The following is a 17,845-nucleotide window of genomic DNA, read 5'->3' on the forward strand; positions in this document are numbered from 1 at the left end:
CGGACCCGGTCGGTGGGAGCCAGCGCCACGATAAAAATAAATATTGACTACTTATTTTATGTGCTGCATGATGAACGCGTGTCGCCGACAAAGCCCCGCCGAACGCAGGCGGAACGCACTGCCGAAACCCGGCATGCGCTGCTCGACGCGACGCTTGACGCGCTGGTGGAGGTCGGCTTCAAGGGCACTACCACCACCGAGGTGGCCCGCCGAGCAGGCGTCTCGGTGGGGGCGCTGCAGGGACGTTTCCCGTCGAAGGTCGGCCTGCTGACCGCCGCCATCGAGTTCTCGCTGAACCGCCGCATCGAAGAGTTCGAGGTGTTGATGGCCGGGCTGGACCCGTCCGCCGACAAACTCGATGAGGCCTTCGACCTGCTGTGGTCGATGTTTTCCGGTCCCACCTTCACCGCAACCCACGAGCTGTGGGTGGCGGCTCGCACCGACCCGGAGCTGGCGCCGGCGGTCATCGAGACAGATCGACAGTTCGCGGAAGCCTGCGAGCGGGTCTACGGCCAACTGCTCGGCCCGGCCAGTCCCGCCGATGGCGCCGCCCCGCAGTGGCGCATTGGCCTCCAGATGGCTTTCGTGTTGATGAACGGCCTGGCGATGTCGCGGTCGATCGACGGCTACGAACCGGTGGCCACCAACGACATCCTCGAGACTTTCAAGGCGCTGGCTCGGCCGTTGGTGGCCGACCCGGCAGATCAACAACCAGAGGGGACGCAATGACCGCCGACGAGTACCGCCGCCAACCCACGCACCCGGCGGTACAACCGCGTCGCATCCGGTTCAACTACCCGGTGGCGGCCCTGGATCGCCACTTCGTCCAGGGCGACCTGGTGATGAGCCACATGATCGCGCACCTGTCGGCGGTGTTCCCGGAGGGCGAGGACTTCTTCATTCGTTCGGTGCGTCGCTACGCCGACCAGATCACCGACCCCGACCTCAAAGATCAGGTGAAGGGATTCATCGGCCAGGAGGTGACCCACGGGCGCGAGCACCGTGCACTCAACGAGCGCCTACATGAGATGGGTTACCCGACCCGCAGGATCGACCGGCTGGTGGCGCGCCGCCAGGCGGTCATCGAACGACGGTTCTCCCCGCTGACCTGCCTGGCCATCACCGCCGCACTCGAACATTTCACCGCCGTTTTCGCCGAGACCCTGCTCGGTGACGAGCGGGCCCAGGCCCTGCTCGGCACGACCGAAGTGCGGTCCATGCTGCTGTGGCACGCCATCGAGGAGTCCGAGCACCGCTCGGTGGCATTCGACGTCTATCGCGCGGTCGGGGGTGATGAGGCCCGGCGCATCCGGACGATGCGGATCATCCGCTTCAGCTTCCCCCTCGCCGTCGTGACGAACACCATCTTCTCGCTCTTCGGCGACCGGGCCGCCTATCACCCGGTGCGACTCGTCCGCAGTTTTGCCGCCCTGCGGCATTCGCCGTTCTTGACCCGCGCGGTCTTCCGCCGGCTGGGGGAGTACATGCGGCCGGGGTTCCATCCCGATGACCAGGACAACGCCGCGCTGCTTGAGTACTGGGAGGCGGAACTGTTCGGCGAGCAGGGATCGCTGGTCGACCACCTGAACTGAGCGCTTGCTCATTTGACGCTGGGTCGGTCCAGCGGCTACCGTCGTGTGCTATGGACAACGGCATGCTCGTAGTAGCCCACTGCGCGTTGGTTGTTGCCTGAACTTCCAACACCGACGCGCAACCCTCGTGCAGCAGCTGAGCTGGCGGGGGTTTTTTGTTGCCACCAGTTCTATAGCACCAGAGGAATTGAAGAGGAAACCGTGAGCGCACCTACCACGCGACCGCCGGAGCGGTCGGCACCGTCTCAAGCCGCCAACGGGGCTTCGGCCTCGGACGCAGCTTCAGACAAGGCCAAATCACCCGCCAAGCGGGTCCCGCCGGAGCAGATGACCGGTGCCCAATCGGTGATCCGTTCGCTGGAAGAGCTCGACGTTGACGTGATCTTCGGCATTCCTGGCGGCGCGGTTCTGCCGGTCTACGACCCGCTGTTCGACTCGAAGAAGCTGCGCCACGTGCTGGTCCGCCACGAGCAGGGCGCCGGGCACGCGGCCAGCGGCTACGCGCACGCCACCGGACGGGTCGGGGTGTGCATGGCCACCTCGGGGCCGGGTGCCACCAACCTCGTGACCCCACTGGCCGATGCGCAGATGGACTCCATCCCGGTGGTCGCGATCACCGGTCAGGTCGGCCGTCAGCTGATCGGCACGGACGCCTTCCAAGAGGCCGACATCTCCGGCATCACCATGCCGATCACCAAGCACAACTTCCTGGTTCGCAACGGCGACGACATCCCGCGTGCGCTGGCCGAGGCATTCCACATCGCGGCAAGCGGACGGCCCGGAGCAGTTCTCGTCGATATCCCCAAGGATGTTCTGCAGGGCCAGTGCACCTTCGCGTGGCCGCCGCGGCTGGATCTGCCCGGCTACAAGCCCACCACCAAGCCGCACAGCCGGCAGGTCCGCGAGGCCGCCAAGCTGATCGCGGCCGCGAGCCGGCCGGTGCTCTATGTCGGTGGCGGAGTGATCCGCGGTGACGCCTGCGAGGAACTGGCGGAGCTGGCGGAGCTGACCGGCGTCCCGGTGGTCACCACCTTGATGGCCCGCGGCGCGTTCCCGGACAGCCACCGTCAGCACCTGGGCATGCCCGGTATGCACGGCACGGTCGCGGCGGTGGCCGGGCTGCAGCGCTCGGATCTGCTGATCACCCTGGGCGCCCGATTCGACGACCGGGTCACCGGCCAACTGGATTCGTTCGCCCCGGATGCCAAGGTGATTCACGCCGACATCGACCCCGCTGAGATCGGCAAGAACCGGCACGCCGACGTCCCGATCGTCGGTGACGTCAAGGCCGTCATCGCCGAGCTGCTCGAGGTCCTTCGCCACGAGAAGCTGTCGCTGGACCAGACCGAGTGGTGGACCTACCTCGACGGCCTGCGTTCCACCTACCCGCTGAGCTACGGGCCGCAGAGCGACGGCAGCCTGTCGCCGGAGTTCGTCATCGAGACGCTGGGCCGCATCGCCGGACCCGATGCGCTCTATGTTGCCGGTGTCGGCCAGCACCAGATGTGGGCGGCGCAGTTCGTGAAGTACGAGAAGCCGCGCACCTGGCTGAACTCCGGGGGCCTGGGCACCATGGGCTTCTCGATCCCGGCGGCCATGGGCGCCAAGATGGGCCGCCCGGACGCCGAGGTGTGGGCGATCGACGGCGACGGCTGCTTCCAGATGACCAACCAGGAGTTGGCCACCTGCGCGATCGAGGGCATCCCGATCAAGGTTGCCTTGATCAACAACGGCAACCTGGGCATGGTGCGCCAATGGCAGACCCTGTTCTACGGGGAGCGCTACAGCCAGACCGACCTGGCCACCCACTCCCACCGCATCCCCGATTTCGTGATGCTGGCCGAAGCGCTGGGCTGTGTCGGATTGCGTTGCGAGCGTGAGGAAGACGTCGAAGACGTGATCAATCAGGCGCGGGCGGTCACCGACCGGCCCGTGGTGATCGACTTCATCGTCGGCGCGGACGCGCAGGTGTGGCCGATGGTGGCCGCCGGCACCAGCAACGACGAGATCCAGGCTGCACGCGGCATCCGGCCGCTGTTCGACGACGAGAACAACGAGGGGCACGCGTGATGGCGACAGGTTGGAAGACCCACACGCTCTCGGTGCTGGTCGAAGACAAGCCCGGTGTGCTCGCGCGGGTGGCGGCACTGTTCTCCCGGCGCGGATTCAACATCGAGTCGCTGGCCGTCGGCGCCACCGAGACCAAGAACATGTCGCGGATGACGATCGTCGTCTCGGTGGAGGACACCCCGCTCGAGCAGATCACCAAGCAGCTCAACAAGCTGATCAACGTCATCAAGATCGTCGAGCAGGAGGAGGACAACTCCGTCTCCCGCGAGATCGCGCTGATCAAAGTCCGTGCCGATGCCAGTACGCGTGGACAGATCGTCGAAGCGGTGAACCTGTTCCGCGCCAGGGTGATCGATGTCTCTCCGGAGTCGTTGATCATCGAGGCCACCGGCACGCCGGCCAAGTTCGAAGCGCTACTGCGGGTGCTGGAGCCCTATGGCATCCGCGAGATCGTCCAATCGGGTCTCGTATCGTTGTCTCGCGGTCCGCGCGGCATCGGCACGACCAAATAGTCCCCCAGAAAAAGCCAGTAGAGATAGTAAGGAAACAACACAGTGGCAGTTGAGATGTTCTACGACGACGACGCCGACCTGTCGATCATCCAGGGCCGCAAGGTCGGCGTGATCGGCTACGGCAGCCAGGGACACGCGCATTCGCTGAGCCTGCGCGACTCCGGTGTGCAGGTGAAGGTGGGCCTCAAGGAAGGGTCGAAGTCGCGCGCCAAGGTCGCCGAGCAGGGCCTCGAGGTCGACACGCCCGCCGAGGTCGCCAAGTGGGCGGACGTGATCATGGTGCTCGCCCCCGACACCGCCCAGGCTGAGATCTTCACCAACGACATCGAGCCGAACCTGGTGGCGGGCAACGCACTGTTCTTCGGTCACGGCCTGAACATCCACTTCGGCCTGATCAAGCCGGCCGCCGACATCACCGTCGGGATGGTCGCGCCCAAGGGCCCGGGGCACCTGGTGCGCCGGCAGTTCGTCGACGGTAAGGGCGTGCCCTCGCTGATCGCGGTCGCGCAGGACCCCAACGGCGACGGCGAGGCGCTGGCGCTGTCCTACGCCAAGGGCATCGGCGGCACCCGGGCCGGCGTCATCAAGACCACCTTCAAGGAGGAGACCGAGACCGACCTGTTCGGTGAGCAGGCCGTGTTGTGCGGTGGCACCGAAGAACTGGTGAAGACCGGCTTCGAGGTCATGGTCGAGGCGGGCTACGCCCCGGAGATGGCCTACTTCGAGGTGCTGCACGAACTCAAGCTGATCGTCGACCTGATGTACGAGGGCGGCATCGCGCGGATGAACTACTCGGTGAGCGACACCGCGGAGTTCGGCGGCTACCTGTCTGGGCCGCGGGTGATCGACGCCGGTACCAAGCAGCGGATGCGTGAAATCCTCTCCGACATCCAGGACGGCACCTTCGTCAAGCGCCTGGTGGCGAACGTCGAGGGCGGCAACAAGGAGCTCGAAGGTCTGCGCAAGGAGAACGCCGAGCACCCCATCGAGGTCACCGGCAAGAAGCTGCGCGACCTGATGAGCTGGGTGGACCGGCCCATCACCGAAACCGCCTAAGCGGCGGTGCTGATTTCGCCCCTATAGCCGTTGGCGCACAACGGCTATCGAGGCGAAGAAGATCCCCAAAGACGAGTGGCCCCTTCCCCGGAAGGGGCCACTCGCCATTTGTCGTACTTACAGGCTGCCGAGCAAACCGTCGAGCCAGCCGGACAGGTCCAGTCCCGAGAACAGGTTCGACAGGTCCAAGTCGTCGAACAGGGCCGACAGGTCGAAGTTGTCGAACAGGCTCGACAGGTCGAAGTTACCGAACAGGCTCGACAGGTCGAAGTTGGTCAGCAGGTCAGTGAGCCCGCTGAAGATCCCCGACAGGTCGAAGTTGGCGAAGAAGTCGCCGAGGCCGCCGAAGATGGCCGACAAGTCGAAGTTGTCGAAGAAGCCGCTGAGGATGCCGGAGAGGTCGAAGTTAGCCAGGAAGTCGGTCAGTCCGCTGAAGATCCCCGACAGGTCGAAGTTGGTGAACAGATCGTCGAAGATGCCGGACAGGTCGAGATTGGTGAACAGATCGCCGAAGATCGCGGAGAAGTCGATGTTGTTCAGCCAGTCGCCGAGGCCGCTGAAGATGCCGGAGAAGTCGATGTTGCCCAGGGCGCCATCGAACACACCGCTGCCGTCAGCGGTGAGTTCGATGGCCGGGATGTGCGGGTTCGCCGGGGCGACGATCACAGGAGTTGCGGCGATGGCGCTGGCGCCGATGAGCGCAGCGCCCGCCAAGGCGAATGGACGAAGGATGGTTGGCACGGTTTCTCCTCAAGTGAAGTGTGGCTTGTGTCACTACCGGGAGTTTTTGTAACGCCCAACACAAGTTAGCTGAGGCTACACCGAAGCTGGCAGTATGTCTCTAATTAACTGGGAAAAATCTGTGCAGACTGTAGGTGCCCGCAAAGCCAACGTTTTCGCTGGCGTCGAACGTGGACGCGGTCCGGTCAGGCTGCCAGGCTCGGCAGCCGGTTGATCCCGAACTCGCGGCGCAGCAGGGTGCGGGCGGCGTAGTAGCCGGCCATGCCGTGCACCCCGGCGCCGGGGGGAGTGGCCGCCGAACATAGATACACCCCGGGAATCGCTGTAGCCCAAGGGTTTACCCGTGGGGTCGGGCCGGCGAGAGCCCGCCATGCGCTGTTGCCTCCGGCGGCGATATCGCCGCCGACGTAGTTGGCATTGTGGTGTGCCAGCTGGGCGGCTGGAACGGATCGGACCGCGACCACGATGTCGCGGAAGCCGGGGGCGAATCGCTCGATTCCCGCGGTGACAGCCTCGGCCTGGTCGACCGTTGAGCCGGCCGGAACGTGCGCGTAAGCCCACATCGGTCGCCGTCCGGCGGCGTCGATACGGGACGGGTCGACCAGATGCGGTAAGGCCGCCAGGATCATCGGTCGCTGAGCGTGCCGCCCGGAAGCGACCGCGGCTTCGGCCAGTGCCATCTGGTTGCGGTCACCACCGAGATGCAACGTGGGTGCCTGCGCCAACCGTGGATCGCTCCATGGCACCTCGCCGGAGAGTACGAAGTCCACCTTGGCCGCCGCGGAACCGAACCGGTAGCGGCGCAGCGCGTTCGCATACCGCGACGGCAACGCGTCACCGTAGATCGACAGCAGCGCGGTCGGTGCGGTGTCGTACAGGACCACGCCGCCGGGTGGCCGGCTCACCGGGGTATCGGCGGCGACCTGACCGCCGTGCGTGGTCAGGTCGGCGATGAGGGCATCGGTGATGGCCTGGCTGCCCCCGACCGGGATCGGCCAACCGACCGTATGACCGAGCGTCGCCAGCATCATGCCGGCGCCGGCAGAGGTCACCGACGGCAGTCGTGAAATCGTGTGCGCGGCCACCCCGGTGTAGAGGGCGCGGGCGTCATCACCGGACAGCGTCGCGTTCCAGGCCGGTCCGGCTTGTCCGGCCATCCGCAACCCCAGTCGGGCGACTGTGGCGATCCCGGACGGAACCGACCGCTTGTCGCCGAGGAGAAACCCCACCACGGCTCGACTGTCGGCCACCAGCGGCCCCAGTAGCCGTCGCCAGGACGAGCCGCGCTCCAACTCCGCGCAGGTGCGGTCCAGGTCGCGGTAGGCGATCGCCGCGGGTCGGTCATCGAGTGGATTGCCGTAGGAAATCTCGGGCGCCGTCAGCTGCACACCCCGGGCGGCCAGATCGAACTCGGTGAAAAAGGGCGATGCCAAGCCGAGCGGATGCACCGCCGAGCAGATGTCATGGGCAACGTCACCGAATTCCGGATCGGCGGCAGTGCGCGCTCCGCCGCCGAACGTGGGCTGGGCCTCGAGAACCTGAACCGTCAGGCCGGCGCGGGCGCAGATGACGGCGGCGGCCAGGCCATTGGGTCCACTACCGACGACGGTGACATCCATCCGTCGATAGTAGGGAGCGGCCCGCGCTATGCGGCCAGATCGGGGTGTACCCCCAATACCGGCTGCCGGACGCCGCCGTTGTCGAATTCGGGGCACCACGGCCGATGGCCGCGCTCATCTGGCCACACCAGCTGCAATGCCCGCACACCACTGCCGTAGAACGCGATTGCCACGTTCATGTGCGCGTCGGGATGCTCCACCGCAACCACGGCGAGCAGCGGACCGTCGGGTACTTCGATCCATTCGCCGGGCAGCGGCCGTCCGCCCGTCATCAAGTAGGCGGCCACACTGTTGAGCAAACGGGCGGTCCGATCCGGCGGCAGGCCCGTCACCAGCAGCTCAGGCAGGCCGTGTTCATGCAGGCCGACCGTGTAGGCGTACGGTGCGCGATCACTCTCTACGTATTGCACCGCCCAACCGTGTTTATCCACCGTGGCGCGAATGGAGTCCAGCCACTGCTCGACGGTGCTGTCCGGGTGATCGCATTTCCAGCACATAGGTGCCCCTTCCTGCGGGTCGATTTGACCCCAGGGTCCGCCGGGGGTCCGACAAGAAGTGGGCCCCGCGTCGCGAGATTGAACTCAGGCGGGTGAAATCGGCGCAGCGCCCGCCTCAGTGCAATCTCGGGGCTGGGGATGGGCCGGGCCGGGCTTGCGACCGGCACTGTGCTGATGGTGGCCGGCCCACTGCGCCCGGCTCCGCCGGGCTTGCGACCGGCACTGTGCTGATGGTGGCCGGCCCACTGCGCCCGGCTCCGCCGGGCTTGCGACCGGCACTGTGCTGATGGTGGCCGGCCCACTGCGCCCGGCTCCGCCGGGCTTGCGACCGGCCACTAGGCTGTCCGAGTGACTCTGCCCGTGGTTTTGATCGCTGACAAACTCGCCCAATCCACCGTCGCCGCCCTCGGCGACCAGGTCGAGGTTCGCTGGGTGGACGGCCCGGACCGGGAGAAGCTGCTGGCCGCGGTTCCGGAAGCGGACGCGCTGCTGGTGCGCTCGGCCACCACCGTCGATGCCGAGGTCCTCGCGGCCGGCACCAAGCTCAAGATCGTGGCGCGCGCCGGGGTCGGCCTGGACAACGTCGACGTCGAGGCCGCCACCGCCCGTGGGGTGCTGGTGGTCAACGCCCCGACCTCGAACATTCACAGCGCCGCCGAGCACGCGATCGCGCTGATGCTCGCCGCCGCCCGCGAGATCCCGGCCGCCGACGCCTCGCTGCACGGCAAGCAGTGGAAGCGGTCGTCGTTCTCCGGCACCGAGATCTACGACCACACCGTCGGCGTGGTCGGCCTGGGGCGCATCGGACAGCTGGTCGCGGCGCGGCTGGCCGCGTTCGGCGCCCACATCGTCGCCTACGACCCGTATGTGTCGGCGGCCCGCGCCGCCCAGCTCGGTATCGAACTGCTGCCCCTCGACGAGCTGCTCGGCCGTGCCGACTTCATCTCGGTGCACCTGCCGAAGACCCCCGAAACGGCGGGTCTGATCGGCGCGGAAAACCTGGCCAAGACCAAGCCGGGGGTGATCATCGTCAACGCCGCCCGCGGCGGGCTGATCGACGAGGCCGCCCTGGCGGCGGCGATCACCAGCGGCCACGTCCGGGCCGCCGGTCTGGACGTGTTCGCCACCGAGCCGTGCACCGACTCGCCGTTGTTCGACCTGCCGCAGGTGGTGGTGACCCCCCACCTGGGCGCATCGACCGCCGAAGCCCAGGACCGGGCCGGCACCGACGTCGCCAAGAGCGTGAAGCTGGCGCTGGCCGGTGAGTTCGTTCCCGACGCGGTCAACGTCGGTGGTGGCGCGGTCAGTGAGGAAGTCGCACCCTGGCTGGACCTGGTGCGCAAGCTCGGGCTACTGGCGGGCGCGCTCTCCGATGGGCTGCCGGTGTCGCTGTCGGTGCAGGTGCGCGGCGAACTGGCCTCCGAAGACGTTGGGGTGCTGCGGTTGTCGGCGTTGCGCGGACTGTTCTCGGCGGTCATCGAAGACCCGGTGACGTTCGTCAACGCGCCGGCCCTGGCCGCCGAACGCGGCGTCGACGCCGAGATCGGCACCGCCACCGAAAGCCCCAACCACCGCAGCGTCGTCGAGCTCAAGGCGGTCACCGCCGACGGCTCGACCGTCACCGTTGCCGGCACGCTGTCCGGCACCCAGCAGGTGGAGAAGATCGTTGAGATCAACGGCCGGCACTTCGACCTGCGTGCCGAAGGCGTCAACCTGATCATCAACTACTCCGACCAGCCTGGCGCGCTGGGCAAGATCGGCACTCTGCTGGGGTCGGCGGGCATCAACATCCACGCCGCGCAGCTGTCCGAGGACGCCGAAGGCCCTGCGGCGACCGTCCTGCTGCGGGTCGATCGCCAGGTGCCCGCCGATGTGGAGTCGGCGATCAGTGCTGCGGTCGGCGCCAACAAGATTGAAGAGGTAGACCTGACATGAGCCTGAAACTTGCCGTCATCCCCGGCGACGGGATCGGCCCGGAGGTTATCGCCGAGGCCGTCAAGGTGCTCGACGCCGTGCTCCCGGGCACCGAGAAGACCGAATACGACCTGGGCGCCAAGCGTTATCACGCCACCGGCGAGGTCCTGCCGGATTCGGTGCTGGAAGAGATCCGCGGCCACGACGTGATCCTGCTCGGCGCGATCGGTGACCCGTCGGTGCCCTCGGGTGTGCTGGAGCGCGGCCTGCTGCTGCACGCCCGCTTCGCCCTGGACCACCACGTCAATCTGCGTCCCAGCCGGTTGTACCCGGGGGTGACGAGCCCGCTGGCCGATCCGCCGGAGATCGACTTCCTGGTGGTGCGCGAAGGGACCGAGGGTCCCTACACCGGCAACGGCGGGGCGCTGCGGGTCGGCACCCCCCACGAGGTCGCCACCGAAGTCAGCGTCAACACCGCGTTCGGGGTGGCCCGAGTGGTCCGGTTCGCCTTCGAGAAGGCCCGCGCTCGCCGTAAGCACTTGACCCTGGTGCACAAGAACAACGTGCTGGCCTACGCGGGATCGTTGTGGACCCGGACGGTGGCCGAAGTCGCCAAGGATTACCCGGACGTCGAGACCGCCTACACCCACGTCGACGCCGCCACGATCTACATGGTCACCGACCCCGGCCGGTTCGATGTGATCGTCAGCGACAACCTGTTCGGCGACATCATCACCGACCTGGCGGGTGCTGTCTGCGGCGGGATCGGCCTGGCGGCCAGCGGCAACATCGACGCCACCGGTGCCAATCCCTCGATGTTCGAGCCGGTGCACGGCAGTGCGCCCGACATTGCCGGGCAGGGCATCGCCGACCCGACCGCGGCGGTGACGTCGGTGGCCATGCTGCTGGGCCACATCGGCGAGCCCGAGGCCGCCGCCCGGGTCGATGCGGCCGTCGAGCAGCACCTGGCTACCCGCGGTGGGCAGAAGCTGTCTACCGTGGCCACCGGAGAGCGGATTCTGAACCTGCTCTGACACGGCTATGGTGACGCGCCCCATGGCGTTGGGCCGCATCATCGTGGATGGGTGCTGGGCTAGCTGAAGCTGACGGGCAATCTCGCCGCCAGGGCAGCGGCGGTGATGCCGAAGGTTTCACGGGCCCGAATCGTTCCGGTAGCCGTGTCGATGTCGATGATGGCGTACTCGGTATAGACCCTGCTGACGCAACGCAGACCGGTCAGCGGATAGGTGCACGACGGAACCAGTTTGGCGGCACCGTCCTTGGTGAACAGGTCCATCATCACGAACACGTCCTTGGCGCCGATCGCCAAGTCCATGGCGCCACCGACGGCCGGGATTGCGCCCGGTTCCCCGGTGTGCCAGTTCGCCAGGTCGCCGCACTGACTGACCTGTAGTGCTCCCAGCACGCACACATCGAGGTGCCCGCCTCGCATCATCGCGAAGGAGTCGGCGTGGTGGAAGTAGCAGGCCCCGGGAGTCTCGGTGACCGGAATCTTGCCGGCATTGGTGAGGTCGGGATCGACGTCCGCGCCGCGGGCTGCGGGGCCCATGCCGAGCATGCCGTTCTCGGTGTGCAGTATCACCGCGTCGTCGGGCGACAGGTGATCCGCGACCAGCGTGGGCTGTCCGATGCCGAGATTCACGTACGAACCCGCAGGGATGTCACGGGCGATCACGGCGGCACGTTCGTCGCGGGTCAGCGGGCCGCGATCAATGTGCTCGATCGTGTTCGCAGAGGCCGACGTCACGAGCTCGTCTCCAGGATCCGGTCGACGTAGATTCCCGGCGTGACGACCGCTTCGGCGTCCAGCTGCCCGGTGTCGACGACACGGGACACCTCGGCGATCGTCAGGGTGGCGGCGGCGGCCATCACCGGGCCGAAGTTGCGGGCGGTCTTGCGATACACCAGGTTTCCCATGCGGTCTCCGATATGGGCGCGGATCAGCGCGACATCCCCGTGAATCGGATACTCCAGCGCGTAGTCCCGGCCGTTGATGGTCCGAATCTCTTTGCCCTCGGTGAGCAGCGTGCCAACGCCAGTGGGGCAGTAGAACGCCCCGATGCCTGCACCGGCGGCGCGTATGCGTTCGGCGAGGTTGCCCTGTGGTACCAGCTCCAGCTCGATCTTGCCGGCGCGATACAGGCCGTCGAACACGTAGGAATCGGACTGACGGGGAAACGAACAGATCAGCTTGCGGACCCGCCCGGCGGCCAACAGTGCTGCCAGCCCGGTATCAGCAGTGCCCGCGTTGTTGCTGACGATGGTCAGATCGCGAGCTCCCTGGGCGATCAGGGCGTCGATCAACACGGTGGGCAGGCCGGCCAAACCGAATCCGCCTACCAAAACCGTTGCGCCGTCGGCGACTCCGGATACCGCCTCGGCAGCGCTGTCACAGAACGCAGCACGGCTCACCGGTAACCCTCCGAGCTGTCGTGGTCGCCCAGCACCTGCGCGGCAATGCGGAACGCGGTATTGGCATCGGGTACACCGCAATAGATGGCGGTCTGCAACAGCACCTCTTTGATCTCGTCGTTGGACAGGCCGTTACGGCGCGCCGCGCGCAGATGCATGGCAAGTTCCTCGTGGTGGCCTCGAGCCACCAGGGCGGTCAGGGTGACGATCGAGCGGCTGCGTCGGTCGAGGCCGTCTCGGGTCCAGATGTTGCCCCACGCGTAACGAGTGATCAGGTCTTGAAAGTCGGCGGTGAACTCGGTGGTGCGTGCGATCGTGCGGTCGACGTGTTCGTCGCCCAGGACCTGTCGGCGCACCGACATACCCGCGGTGTAGACCGGATCCCGCACCATCAGATGGGCGAGGATGAGGTTGACGGTCGCCTTGGGGGCCTCGACGGGCGCAAGGTGGCCGACATCGTCGAGCACCACCAGGCGGCCGTGTTGGACACCGGAGGCGATACGCCCCAACGACTCTGGGGGAGTGGCGTCATCACGGGAACCGGCAATGGCCAACACCGGTGCGGCGATCTGACCGAGTCGTGCGGTGACATCGAAGTCGGCCAGTGCCACACATGCCTGGGCATACGATTCGTCGTCGGTTCCGCGCAACGCATCCACCAGCGCCGCGACCAGACCCGGCGCCCGATCGATGAAACCGGGTGCGAACCAGCGTTGCAGACAGGCCTCGACGACCGCGCCGGTACCCGATGTGCGCACGGTGGCGGCACGCGTCGCCCAATCCTCTGCCCGACCGATGGCGGCGCCAGTGCATAGCAGCGTGGCGCTCGACAACCGCTCGGGGGCATCGAGCAGCAGCTGCAGACCGACCGCACCACCGATCGAATTGCCGGCGTAATGGAATGCCGAGCGCGGCGCGATCTCGTCCGCCAAGGCCAGCACGCCTGCCGCCAGGTCCGGTATCCGGAAGGCAGGAGCTGCTGGACTACGACCGTGGCCGGGAAGGTCCCACGCGATGACGCGCAGGCGCTCGGCGAGTTGTTCAGCGGCTGAGCCCCACAGGGCGGTTGCCGATGTCCCGAGCGATGGCCCGAGCAGGAGCAGGTCCGCGTTCGGTGGTCCGCCGAAGTCAGTGCCGACCAGCCGCGGCACGCTCATGTTGCCTCCATCCAGTGGTGTGCGCGCTGCAACACGGCATCGATGAGATGGCTTGTCGCCCCGGTGTAGTCGCGACGAGCGGTATTTCCGGTCAGTTCGGTCATCGCCCGCTGTTCGCCGAGCAGGTCACCGGCGGACGCAAGATTGGCCGCGGCGCGATCGGTGTCGATGACCAGGCCGGCGAGTAGGTCTGTGGTCTGCGACGCGGCGGCTACGGCATTGCGGGACAAGGTCCGCAGGGCGGCCCATTCGGCGTGCCAGCCGCCGTCGGAGCGCTCATCGACACCGGCGGCCGACGCGGCGTGCAAGCCGGCGGCCAGCGACGGTGCCGCCAATCCTGTACGGCGGATCAGTAGGGACAACACCGGATTGTTCTTGTGCGGCATCGTCGACGAACCGCCGCCGCTGCCCTCGGCCAATTCGCCGACCTCGGATCTATTGCTTGCGGCAACGTCATTGGCGATGTGGGCCCAGGCGTCGCAACATGTCACCAACGCGTCACCCACGCGAGTAATGACTGATCGAGTCGTGTGCCACGGTGGGCCCTCGGCAAGACCAAGGGCTGCGGCCAGGCGCCCGGACAGGGCGAGGGCATCGGTGGGTGAGCCGGTCAGCTCGGTGGCAGCGGCCATGGTTCCCGCGGCGCCGCCGGCCTGCACTGAAAGCTCCGGCAGTGCCGCGACACAGTCGGCGCCATCCAGAAGTCCGGTCAGCCAATGGGCGAACTTCATGCCGAGCGTTGTCGGCAAAGCGGGCTGGGTCAACGTGCGGGCCAGCATGGGGCTGTCACGGTAGGTTTCGGCCAGCGCGGCCACGGTGCGTACCTGCCTGCTGAGTTCGCTGCGAACGCGGTCCAGCGTGTCGCGCAGGCACAGCATCAGTGCGGTGTCGACGACATCCTGGCTGGTCAGGCCGCGGTGCAGCCAGCGGGCCGATTCGTGGCCGGTGCGATCCCGGAGCAATGCGAGCAGGCCGGGCACCGGGTTTCCGGTCGCCTCGGCGGCTACGGCCACCGGTTCCACGTCGGCTGCGGTGATCGCCGCAGATAGGTCGGACCGCGCCGTCGCCGGTGCGATACCCGAGTCGACAAGCACACCGAGCCAGGCGCTTTCGACCCGCGCCAGCGCAGCCAGGTACGCCGCGTCGCTGAAGATCTGTCCTGCCCGGTGGTCGCCGGGCCACAACAAGTCGGTCATGGTTGCCCCCGGTAGCGCAGGAAAACCGTCTCGTCGGCGCCCTGCAGTCTGATGTCGAAGCGAAAGCCCTGCTCGTCGGCTACCGCGATGAGCGTATGGCGACGGTCAGCAGGAACGGAACTCAACAGTCGGTCTGCGTCGAGTTGATCTCCCGGCAGATAGGCACGGGTGAACAACCGGTTCAGCAGGCCCCGCGCAAACACGGCGACGGCAATAAATGGTGTCGACTGCTGGGATGCTCCGGGTTTCACCGTCGTGAAGCAGTAACGGCCGGCGGCGTCTGTTGCGGCGCGTCCCCACCCGGTGAAGGTGTCGCCGTCGCGACGAAGTGAACTCGAGGTTGGCACGACGCCGTCCGAATCGGCATGCCAGATCTCCAACAGCGCATCGGGAACCGGCGCCCCGGCGCCGTCGGTGACGGTGCCGTGCAGCTGGATGGCACCGACTGAGCCGGGGGGAACGAGTTCGCTACCACGCTCGAACGGCAACGCGTAGCCGAAGAACGGGCCGATGGTCTGCCCGGGAGTGGCCGTCCGATTAGTCATCGTGATCCTCGAAAGGCGTTGCGGCTGAACCGGTGAGCACGATGTCCCACCGGTAGCCGGTAGCCCATTCGTGGCTGGTGATGTCGTGGTCGTAGAGCGCGACGAGCCGATCACGGGCCTTCTGGTCGGTGATCGACTGGTAGATCGGGTCCAACGCGCACAGCGGGTCGCCGGGGAAATACATCTGGGTGATCATCCGCTGCGTGAAATCACTGCCGAACAAGGAGAAGTGGATATGCGCGGGGCGCCACGCGTTGTGGTGGTTGCGCCAGGGGTACGGGCCGGGCTTGATCGTGGTGAACCGGTAACACCCGTCGTCGTCGGTGAGGCAACGCCCTGCTCCGGTGAAGTTGGGGTCCAACGGTGCGGGGTGCTGATCGCCCTGGTGGATGTAGCGCCCGCTGGCGTTGGCCTGCCAGATCTCGACGAGTTGCTTGCGCACGGGCCTGCCGTCACCGTCGAGGATTCGCCCGGTCACCACGGTCCGCTCACCGATCGGCGAGCCGGTGTGCTGCGCGGTCAGATCGGCGTCGCCCGGGCCGAGGTCGCCGTCGCCGAAACAGGGCGCCTGTAGCTCGATGCCCTCTGGATCCGTGAGGTGGAGCCGACTCTTGGGATGGCGCAGCACGCTACTGCGGTACGGCGGATAGTCCAGCTTCGGCTGGCTCTCTTGCATGCCCGCGCGCGAGTACTCGACCTGGATCGCCGCGATCTCGGCGCTGATCTCCGCCTGACCCGTCATCACCGCTCCAGCCGGGCCAGTTCGTGGCGCCACGCGGCATCCGCGGTGAATGAGGGACCAAGGTCGGGCAGATCCGCCCAATCCGATTCGTCGATCGGCCTCAATGTGCCGCCCGCGGAGCGGACCCGCAGTGACATCGAAGCCAGTTGGTCCAGGCTGATCGCCTGCAGGACAGCCCGGGCAGCGGTGGCTGCGGCACTGGTGATGCCGTGGCCGCGGCAGATCACCACCGGCTTGCCCGCCATGGCGGCGACCATCTCCTTGCCGAGTTCTGCGGTGCGGATCAGCACGGCCCTCGGGTACACCGGGACGCCCCGACGCGCGAGCCATGCGCCAGGGATGTCGAAGGCCCCGTAGATGGGTTCTATCGTGATGCCCGCCAGGTCGGCGGCCACGACGGCCGCCGGATGCAGGTGGGCCACTGCCCGGTGTTCGGGATGGGCCAGCAGGGTTTCGACGTGAATCGGCAGCTCGTTAGGCACCCGATACCCGTCCAGTTCGCCTGGCATGCCCGGTGTTCCGTCAAAGCGGATGAGCCGAATGTCGTCGGGACCAGTGAATGCGACGCCGTCGTCAGAGTCGCTGCGGCACCGCATGAGTAGGTGTTCCTCGTCGACTCGGGCACTGATGTGTCCGAGAATGCCGTCCACCAGGCCCCGGGCGGCAGCGACTCGGCATGCCTGGGCGACCTCCAGCCGCAGCGGCGACAGATAGTCGGCGGTCACGCGGTACCCCCGGTAGTCATTCCGAATCCACCGTCGGGATGTGTGCTCCCTGCGGTGATGCCGCGGGACCGGTCCGATGCCAGGAAGACATAGCTCCAAGCGTGGTCCTGTGGAGTGAGTGCGACATTGAGCGGGGTGCGTGCGGCGAGATCGCGGGCCCGGTTGGGGGTGTCGTCAAGGCGGATCTGGTCGAGCGACAGGTTCTGCAAACCGCGCAGGTCGGTGTTCAACGTGCCGCCCGGTGCAACGCCGTTGACCCGGATGTTCGGGGCGAGTTCGTAGGCGAGAGTGGTGACGAGGCCGCGCACGGCGAACTTCGACGCGACGTAAAGTACGCCGCCGCGACCGGGATAGAACGACGACGCAGACTCAGTGAGAACGATGGACGACCGCTCCTGGGCTTGAAGCGCCGGGATGGCGGCCTTCACCGACTGCAGATAACTCAGCACGTTCGTGGTGAACATCTCGTCGAAGGCCGGCGCCAGCTCTTCGGTCGAGATGTCGGTGATTCCCTTGTAGAAGTCGAAGATCCCGACACAGGTGACCAGCGTGTCCAGGCCGCCGAATGCCGCGACTGTTGCTGCGACAGCGCGTTCGTTTGCCTCGGCAGTGGTCGCATCGCCCTGTGTCACCGGCACTCCGGGCAATTGACGTGCCAAGGCATCGCACTTCGACCGATCGCGTTCCAGTACCGCGACCTGGGCTCCCTCGTCGAGATATGCGTCAACGACTGCTCGGCCGATGCCCGAGCCGGCGCCGACGACCAGCGCACGCTTACCGTCCAGCCATCGGGTCATGGCAGGTCACTGTCGTCTGCGAGGAGCGGTTGATGCATCTTGCCGACCATCGCGGCCAATGTGTAGGTGTTCTGCCAGGTCAATGCTTCAAGTTCCAGGGCATCGAGACTGATCCATTGTCCCGACTTCGGTGAGGCGATCAGCAGCCGCGAACCGTTGCGGGTATCGACCCGGCGCAGCGTGACTTCGGTGAACTCGTTGGCGATGGTTATGGCGTCACCCACCGCATTGGCCATCAGGTCGTCGAGT

General features: G+C 66.8%; 19 protein-coding genes. 7 read left to right on the forward strand and 12 right to left on the reverse strand.

The window, feature by feature from the left end; genetic code table 11:
- Nucleotides 1-78: 78 nt before the first annotated feature.
- From ACJH5R_RS13295 to ilvC, 5 genes are all read left to right on the forward strand, one after another.
- On the forward strand, nucleotides 79-729 hold the full coding sequence (locus tag ACJH5R_RS13295; RefSeq protein ID WP_406782125.1) for a TetR/AcrR family transcriptional regulator: 651 nt from the start codon (nucleotides 79-81) through the stop codon (nucleotides 727-729).
- Complete coding sequence (locus ACJH5R_RS13300) at nucleotides 726-1,592, forward strand: metal-dependent hydrolase (RefSeq protein ID WP_406782126.1); 867 nt, start codon at nucleotides 726-728, stop codon at nucleotides 1,590-1,592. The genes ACJH5R_RS13295 and ACJH5R_RS13300 overlap by 4 nt, the downstream gene beginning before the upstream one ends.
- A gap of 201 nt (nucleotides 1,593-1,793) precedes the next feature.
- On the forward strand, nucleotides 1,794-3,662 hold the full coding sequence (locus ACJH5R_RS13305) for an acetolactate synthase large subunit (protein WP_406782127.1): 1,869 nt from the start codon (nucleotides 1,794-1,796) through the stop codon (nucleotides 3,660-3,662).
- Nucleotides 3,662-4,174, forward strand: coding sequence for an acetolactate synthase small subunit (gene ilvN, locus ACJH5R_RS13310; protein WP_406757424.1), 513 nt, complete (start codon nucleotides 3,662-3,664; stop codon nucleotides 4,172-4,174). The genes ACJH5R_RS13305 and ilvN overlap by 1 nt, the downstream gene beginning before the upstream one ends.
- Nucleotides 4,175-4,228: 54 nt before the next feature.
- The gene (ilvC, locus tag ACJH5R_RS13315) at nucleotides 4,229-5,230 is read left to right on the forward strand and encodes a ketol-acid reductoisomerase (RefSeq protein WP_406757622.1); all 1,002 of its coding nucleotides are present in this window, start codon (nucleotides 4,229-4,231) and stop codon (nucleotides 5,228-5,230) included.
- A gap of 117 nt (nucleotides 5,231-5,347) precedes the next feature.
- Here the strand turns inward: ilvC and ACJH5R_RS13320 are convergent, their stop codons facing one another.
- From ACJH5R_RS13320 to ACJH5R_RS13330, 3 genes are all read right to left on the reverse strand, one after another.
- A complete protein-coding gene (locus ACJH5R_RS13320) occupies nucleotides 5,348-5,971 on the reverse strand; it encodes a hypothetical protein (protein WP_406757423.1) in 624 nt (207 codons plus the stop codon).
- Between the two features lie 185 nt (nucleotides 5,972-6,156).
- On the reverse strand, nucleotides 6,157-7,590 hold the full coding sequence (locus ACJH5R_RS13325; protein ID WP_406757422.1) for a phytoene desaturase family protein: 1,434 nt from the start codon (nucleotides 7,588-7,590) through the stop codon (nucleotides 6,157-6,159).
- Between the two features lie 26 nt (nucleotides 7,591-7,616).
- Nucleotides 7,617-8,087, reverse strand: a complete 471-nt coding sequence (locus ACJH5R_RS13330; protein WP_406757421.1) for a DUF4262 domain-containing protein — start codon at nucleotides 8,085-8,087, stop codon at nucleotides 7,617-7,619.
- A 348-nt stretch (nucleotides 8,088-8,435) separates the two neighbouring features.
- Between ACJH5R_RS13330 and serA the strand changes: the two genes are divergently transcribed.
- Nucleotides 8,436-10,022 carry a phosphoglycerate dehydrogenase gene (gene serA, locus ACJH5R_RS13335; protein WP_406757420.1) on the forward strand — a complete coding sequence of 529 codons (1,587 nt, stop codon included), beginning with the start codon at nucleotides 8,436-8,438 and terminating at the stop codon, nucleotides 10,020-10,022.
- A gap of 2 nt (nucleotides 10,023-10,024) precedes the next feature.
- A complete protein-coding gene (locus tag ACJH5R_RS13340; RefSeq protein ID WP_406757621.1) occupies nucleotides 10,025-11,035 on the forward strand; it encodes a 3-isopropylmalate dehydrogenase in 1,011 nt (336 codons plus the stop codon).
- Nucleotides 11,036-11,094: 59 nt separating this feature from the next.
- Here ACJH5R_RS13340 and ACJH5R_RS13345 read toward each other — a convergent pair whose 3' ends face one another.
- Genes ACJH5R_RS13345 through ACJH5R_RS13385 form a run of 9 tightly spaced genes read right to left on the reverse strand, consistent with a single transcriptional unit; the run spans nucleotide 11,095 to nucleotide 17,832 of the window.
- Complete coding sequence (locus ACJH5R_RS13345; protein ID WP_406782128.1) at nucleotides 11,095-11,769, reverse strand: 3-oxoacid CoA-transferase subunit B; 675 nt, start codon at nucleotides 11,767-11,769, stop codon at nucleotides 11,095-11,097.
- Complete coding sequence (locus tag ACJH5R_RS13350; RefSeq protein ID WP_406782129.1) at nucleotides 11,766-12,434, reverse strand: 3-oxoacid CoA-transferase subunit A; 669 nt, start codon at nucleotides 12,432-12,434, stop codon at nucleotides 11,766-11,768. Before ACJH5R_RS13350 ends, ACJH5R_RS13345 begins: the two co-directional genes overlap by 4 nt.
- Complete coding sequence (gene pcaC, locus ACJH5R_RS13355) at nucleotides 12,431-13,591, reverse strand: 4-carboxymuconolactone decarboxylase (RefSeq protein ID WP_406782130.1); 1,161 nt, start codon at nucleotides 13,589-13,591, stop codon at nucleotides 12,431-12,433. The genes ACJH5R_RS13350 and pcaC overlap by 4 nt, the downstream gene beginning before the upstream one ends.
- On the reverse strand, nucleotides 13,588-14,787 hold the full coding sequence (locus ACJH5R_RS13360; RefSeq protein WP_406757416.1) for a lyase family protein: 1,200 nt from the start codon (nucleotides 14,785-14,787) through the stop codon (nucleotides 13,588-13,590). Before ACJH5R_RS13360 ends, pcaC begins: the two co-directional genes overlap by 4 nt.
- Nucleotides 14,784-15,332 (reverse strand): protocatechuate 3,4-dioxygenase subunit alpha, encoded by a 549-nt coding sequence (gene pcaG / locus ACJH5R_RS13365; protein ID WP_406757415.1) that lies wholly within the window; start codon nucleotides 15,330-15,332, stop codon nucleotides 14,784-14,786. The genes ACJH5R_RS13360 and pcaG overlap by 4 nt, the downstream gene beginning before the upstream one ends.
- Nucleotides 15,325-16,074 carry a protocatechuate 3,4-dioxygenase subunit beta gene (gene pcaH, locus ACJH5R_RS13370; RefSeq protein ID WP_406757414.1) on the reverse strand — a complete coding sequence of 250 codons (750 nt, stop codon included), beginning with the start codon at nucleotides 16,072-16,074 and terminating at the stop codon, nucleotides 15,325-15,327. Before pcaH ends, pcaG begins: the two co-directional genes overlap by 8 nt.
- Complete coding sequence (locus tag ACJH5R_RS13375; protein ID WP_406782131.1) at nucleotides 16,074-16,799, reverse strand: class II aldolase/adducin family protein; 726 nt, start codon at nucleotides 16,797-16,799, stop codon at nucleotides 16,074-16,076. The genes pcaH and ACJH5R_RS13375 overlap by 1 nt, the downstream gene beginning before the upstream one ends.
- On the reverse strand, nucleotides 16,796-17,596 hold the full coding sequence (gene hcaB, locus ACJH5R_RS13380; RefSeq protein WP_406782132.1) for a 3-(cis-5,6-dihydroxycyclohexa-1,3-dien-1-yl)propanoate dehydrogenase: 801 nt from the start codon (nucleotides 17,594-17,596) through the stop codon (nucleotides 16,796-16,798). Before hcaB ends, ACJH5R_RS13375 begins: the two co-directional genes overlap by 4 nt.
- Nucleotides 17,593-17,832, reverse strand: a complete 240-nt coding sequence (locus ACJH5R_RS13385) for a dihydrodiol dehydrogenase (protein ID WP_406782208.1) — start codon at nucleotides 17,830-17,832, stop codon at nucleotides 17,593-17,595. The genes hcaB and ACJH5R_RS13385 overlap by 4 nt, the downstream gene beginning before the upstream one ends.
- Between the last annotated feature and the right edge of the window lie 13 nt (nucleotides 17,833-17,845).

It is taken from the genome of Mycobacterium sp. SMC-19 (genome assembly GCF_045310815.1).
Classification (GTDB): domain Bacteria; phylum Actinomycetota; class Actinomycetes; order Mycobacteriales; family Mycobacteriaceae; genus Mycobacterium.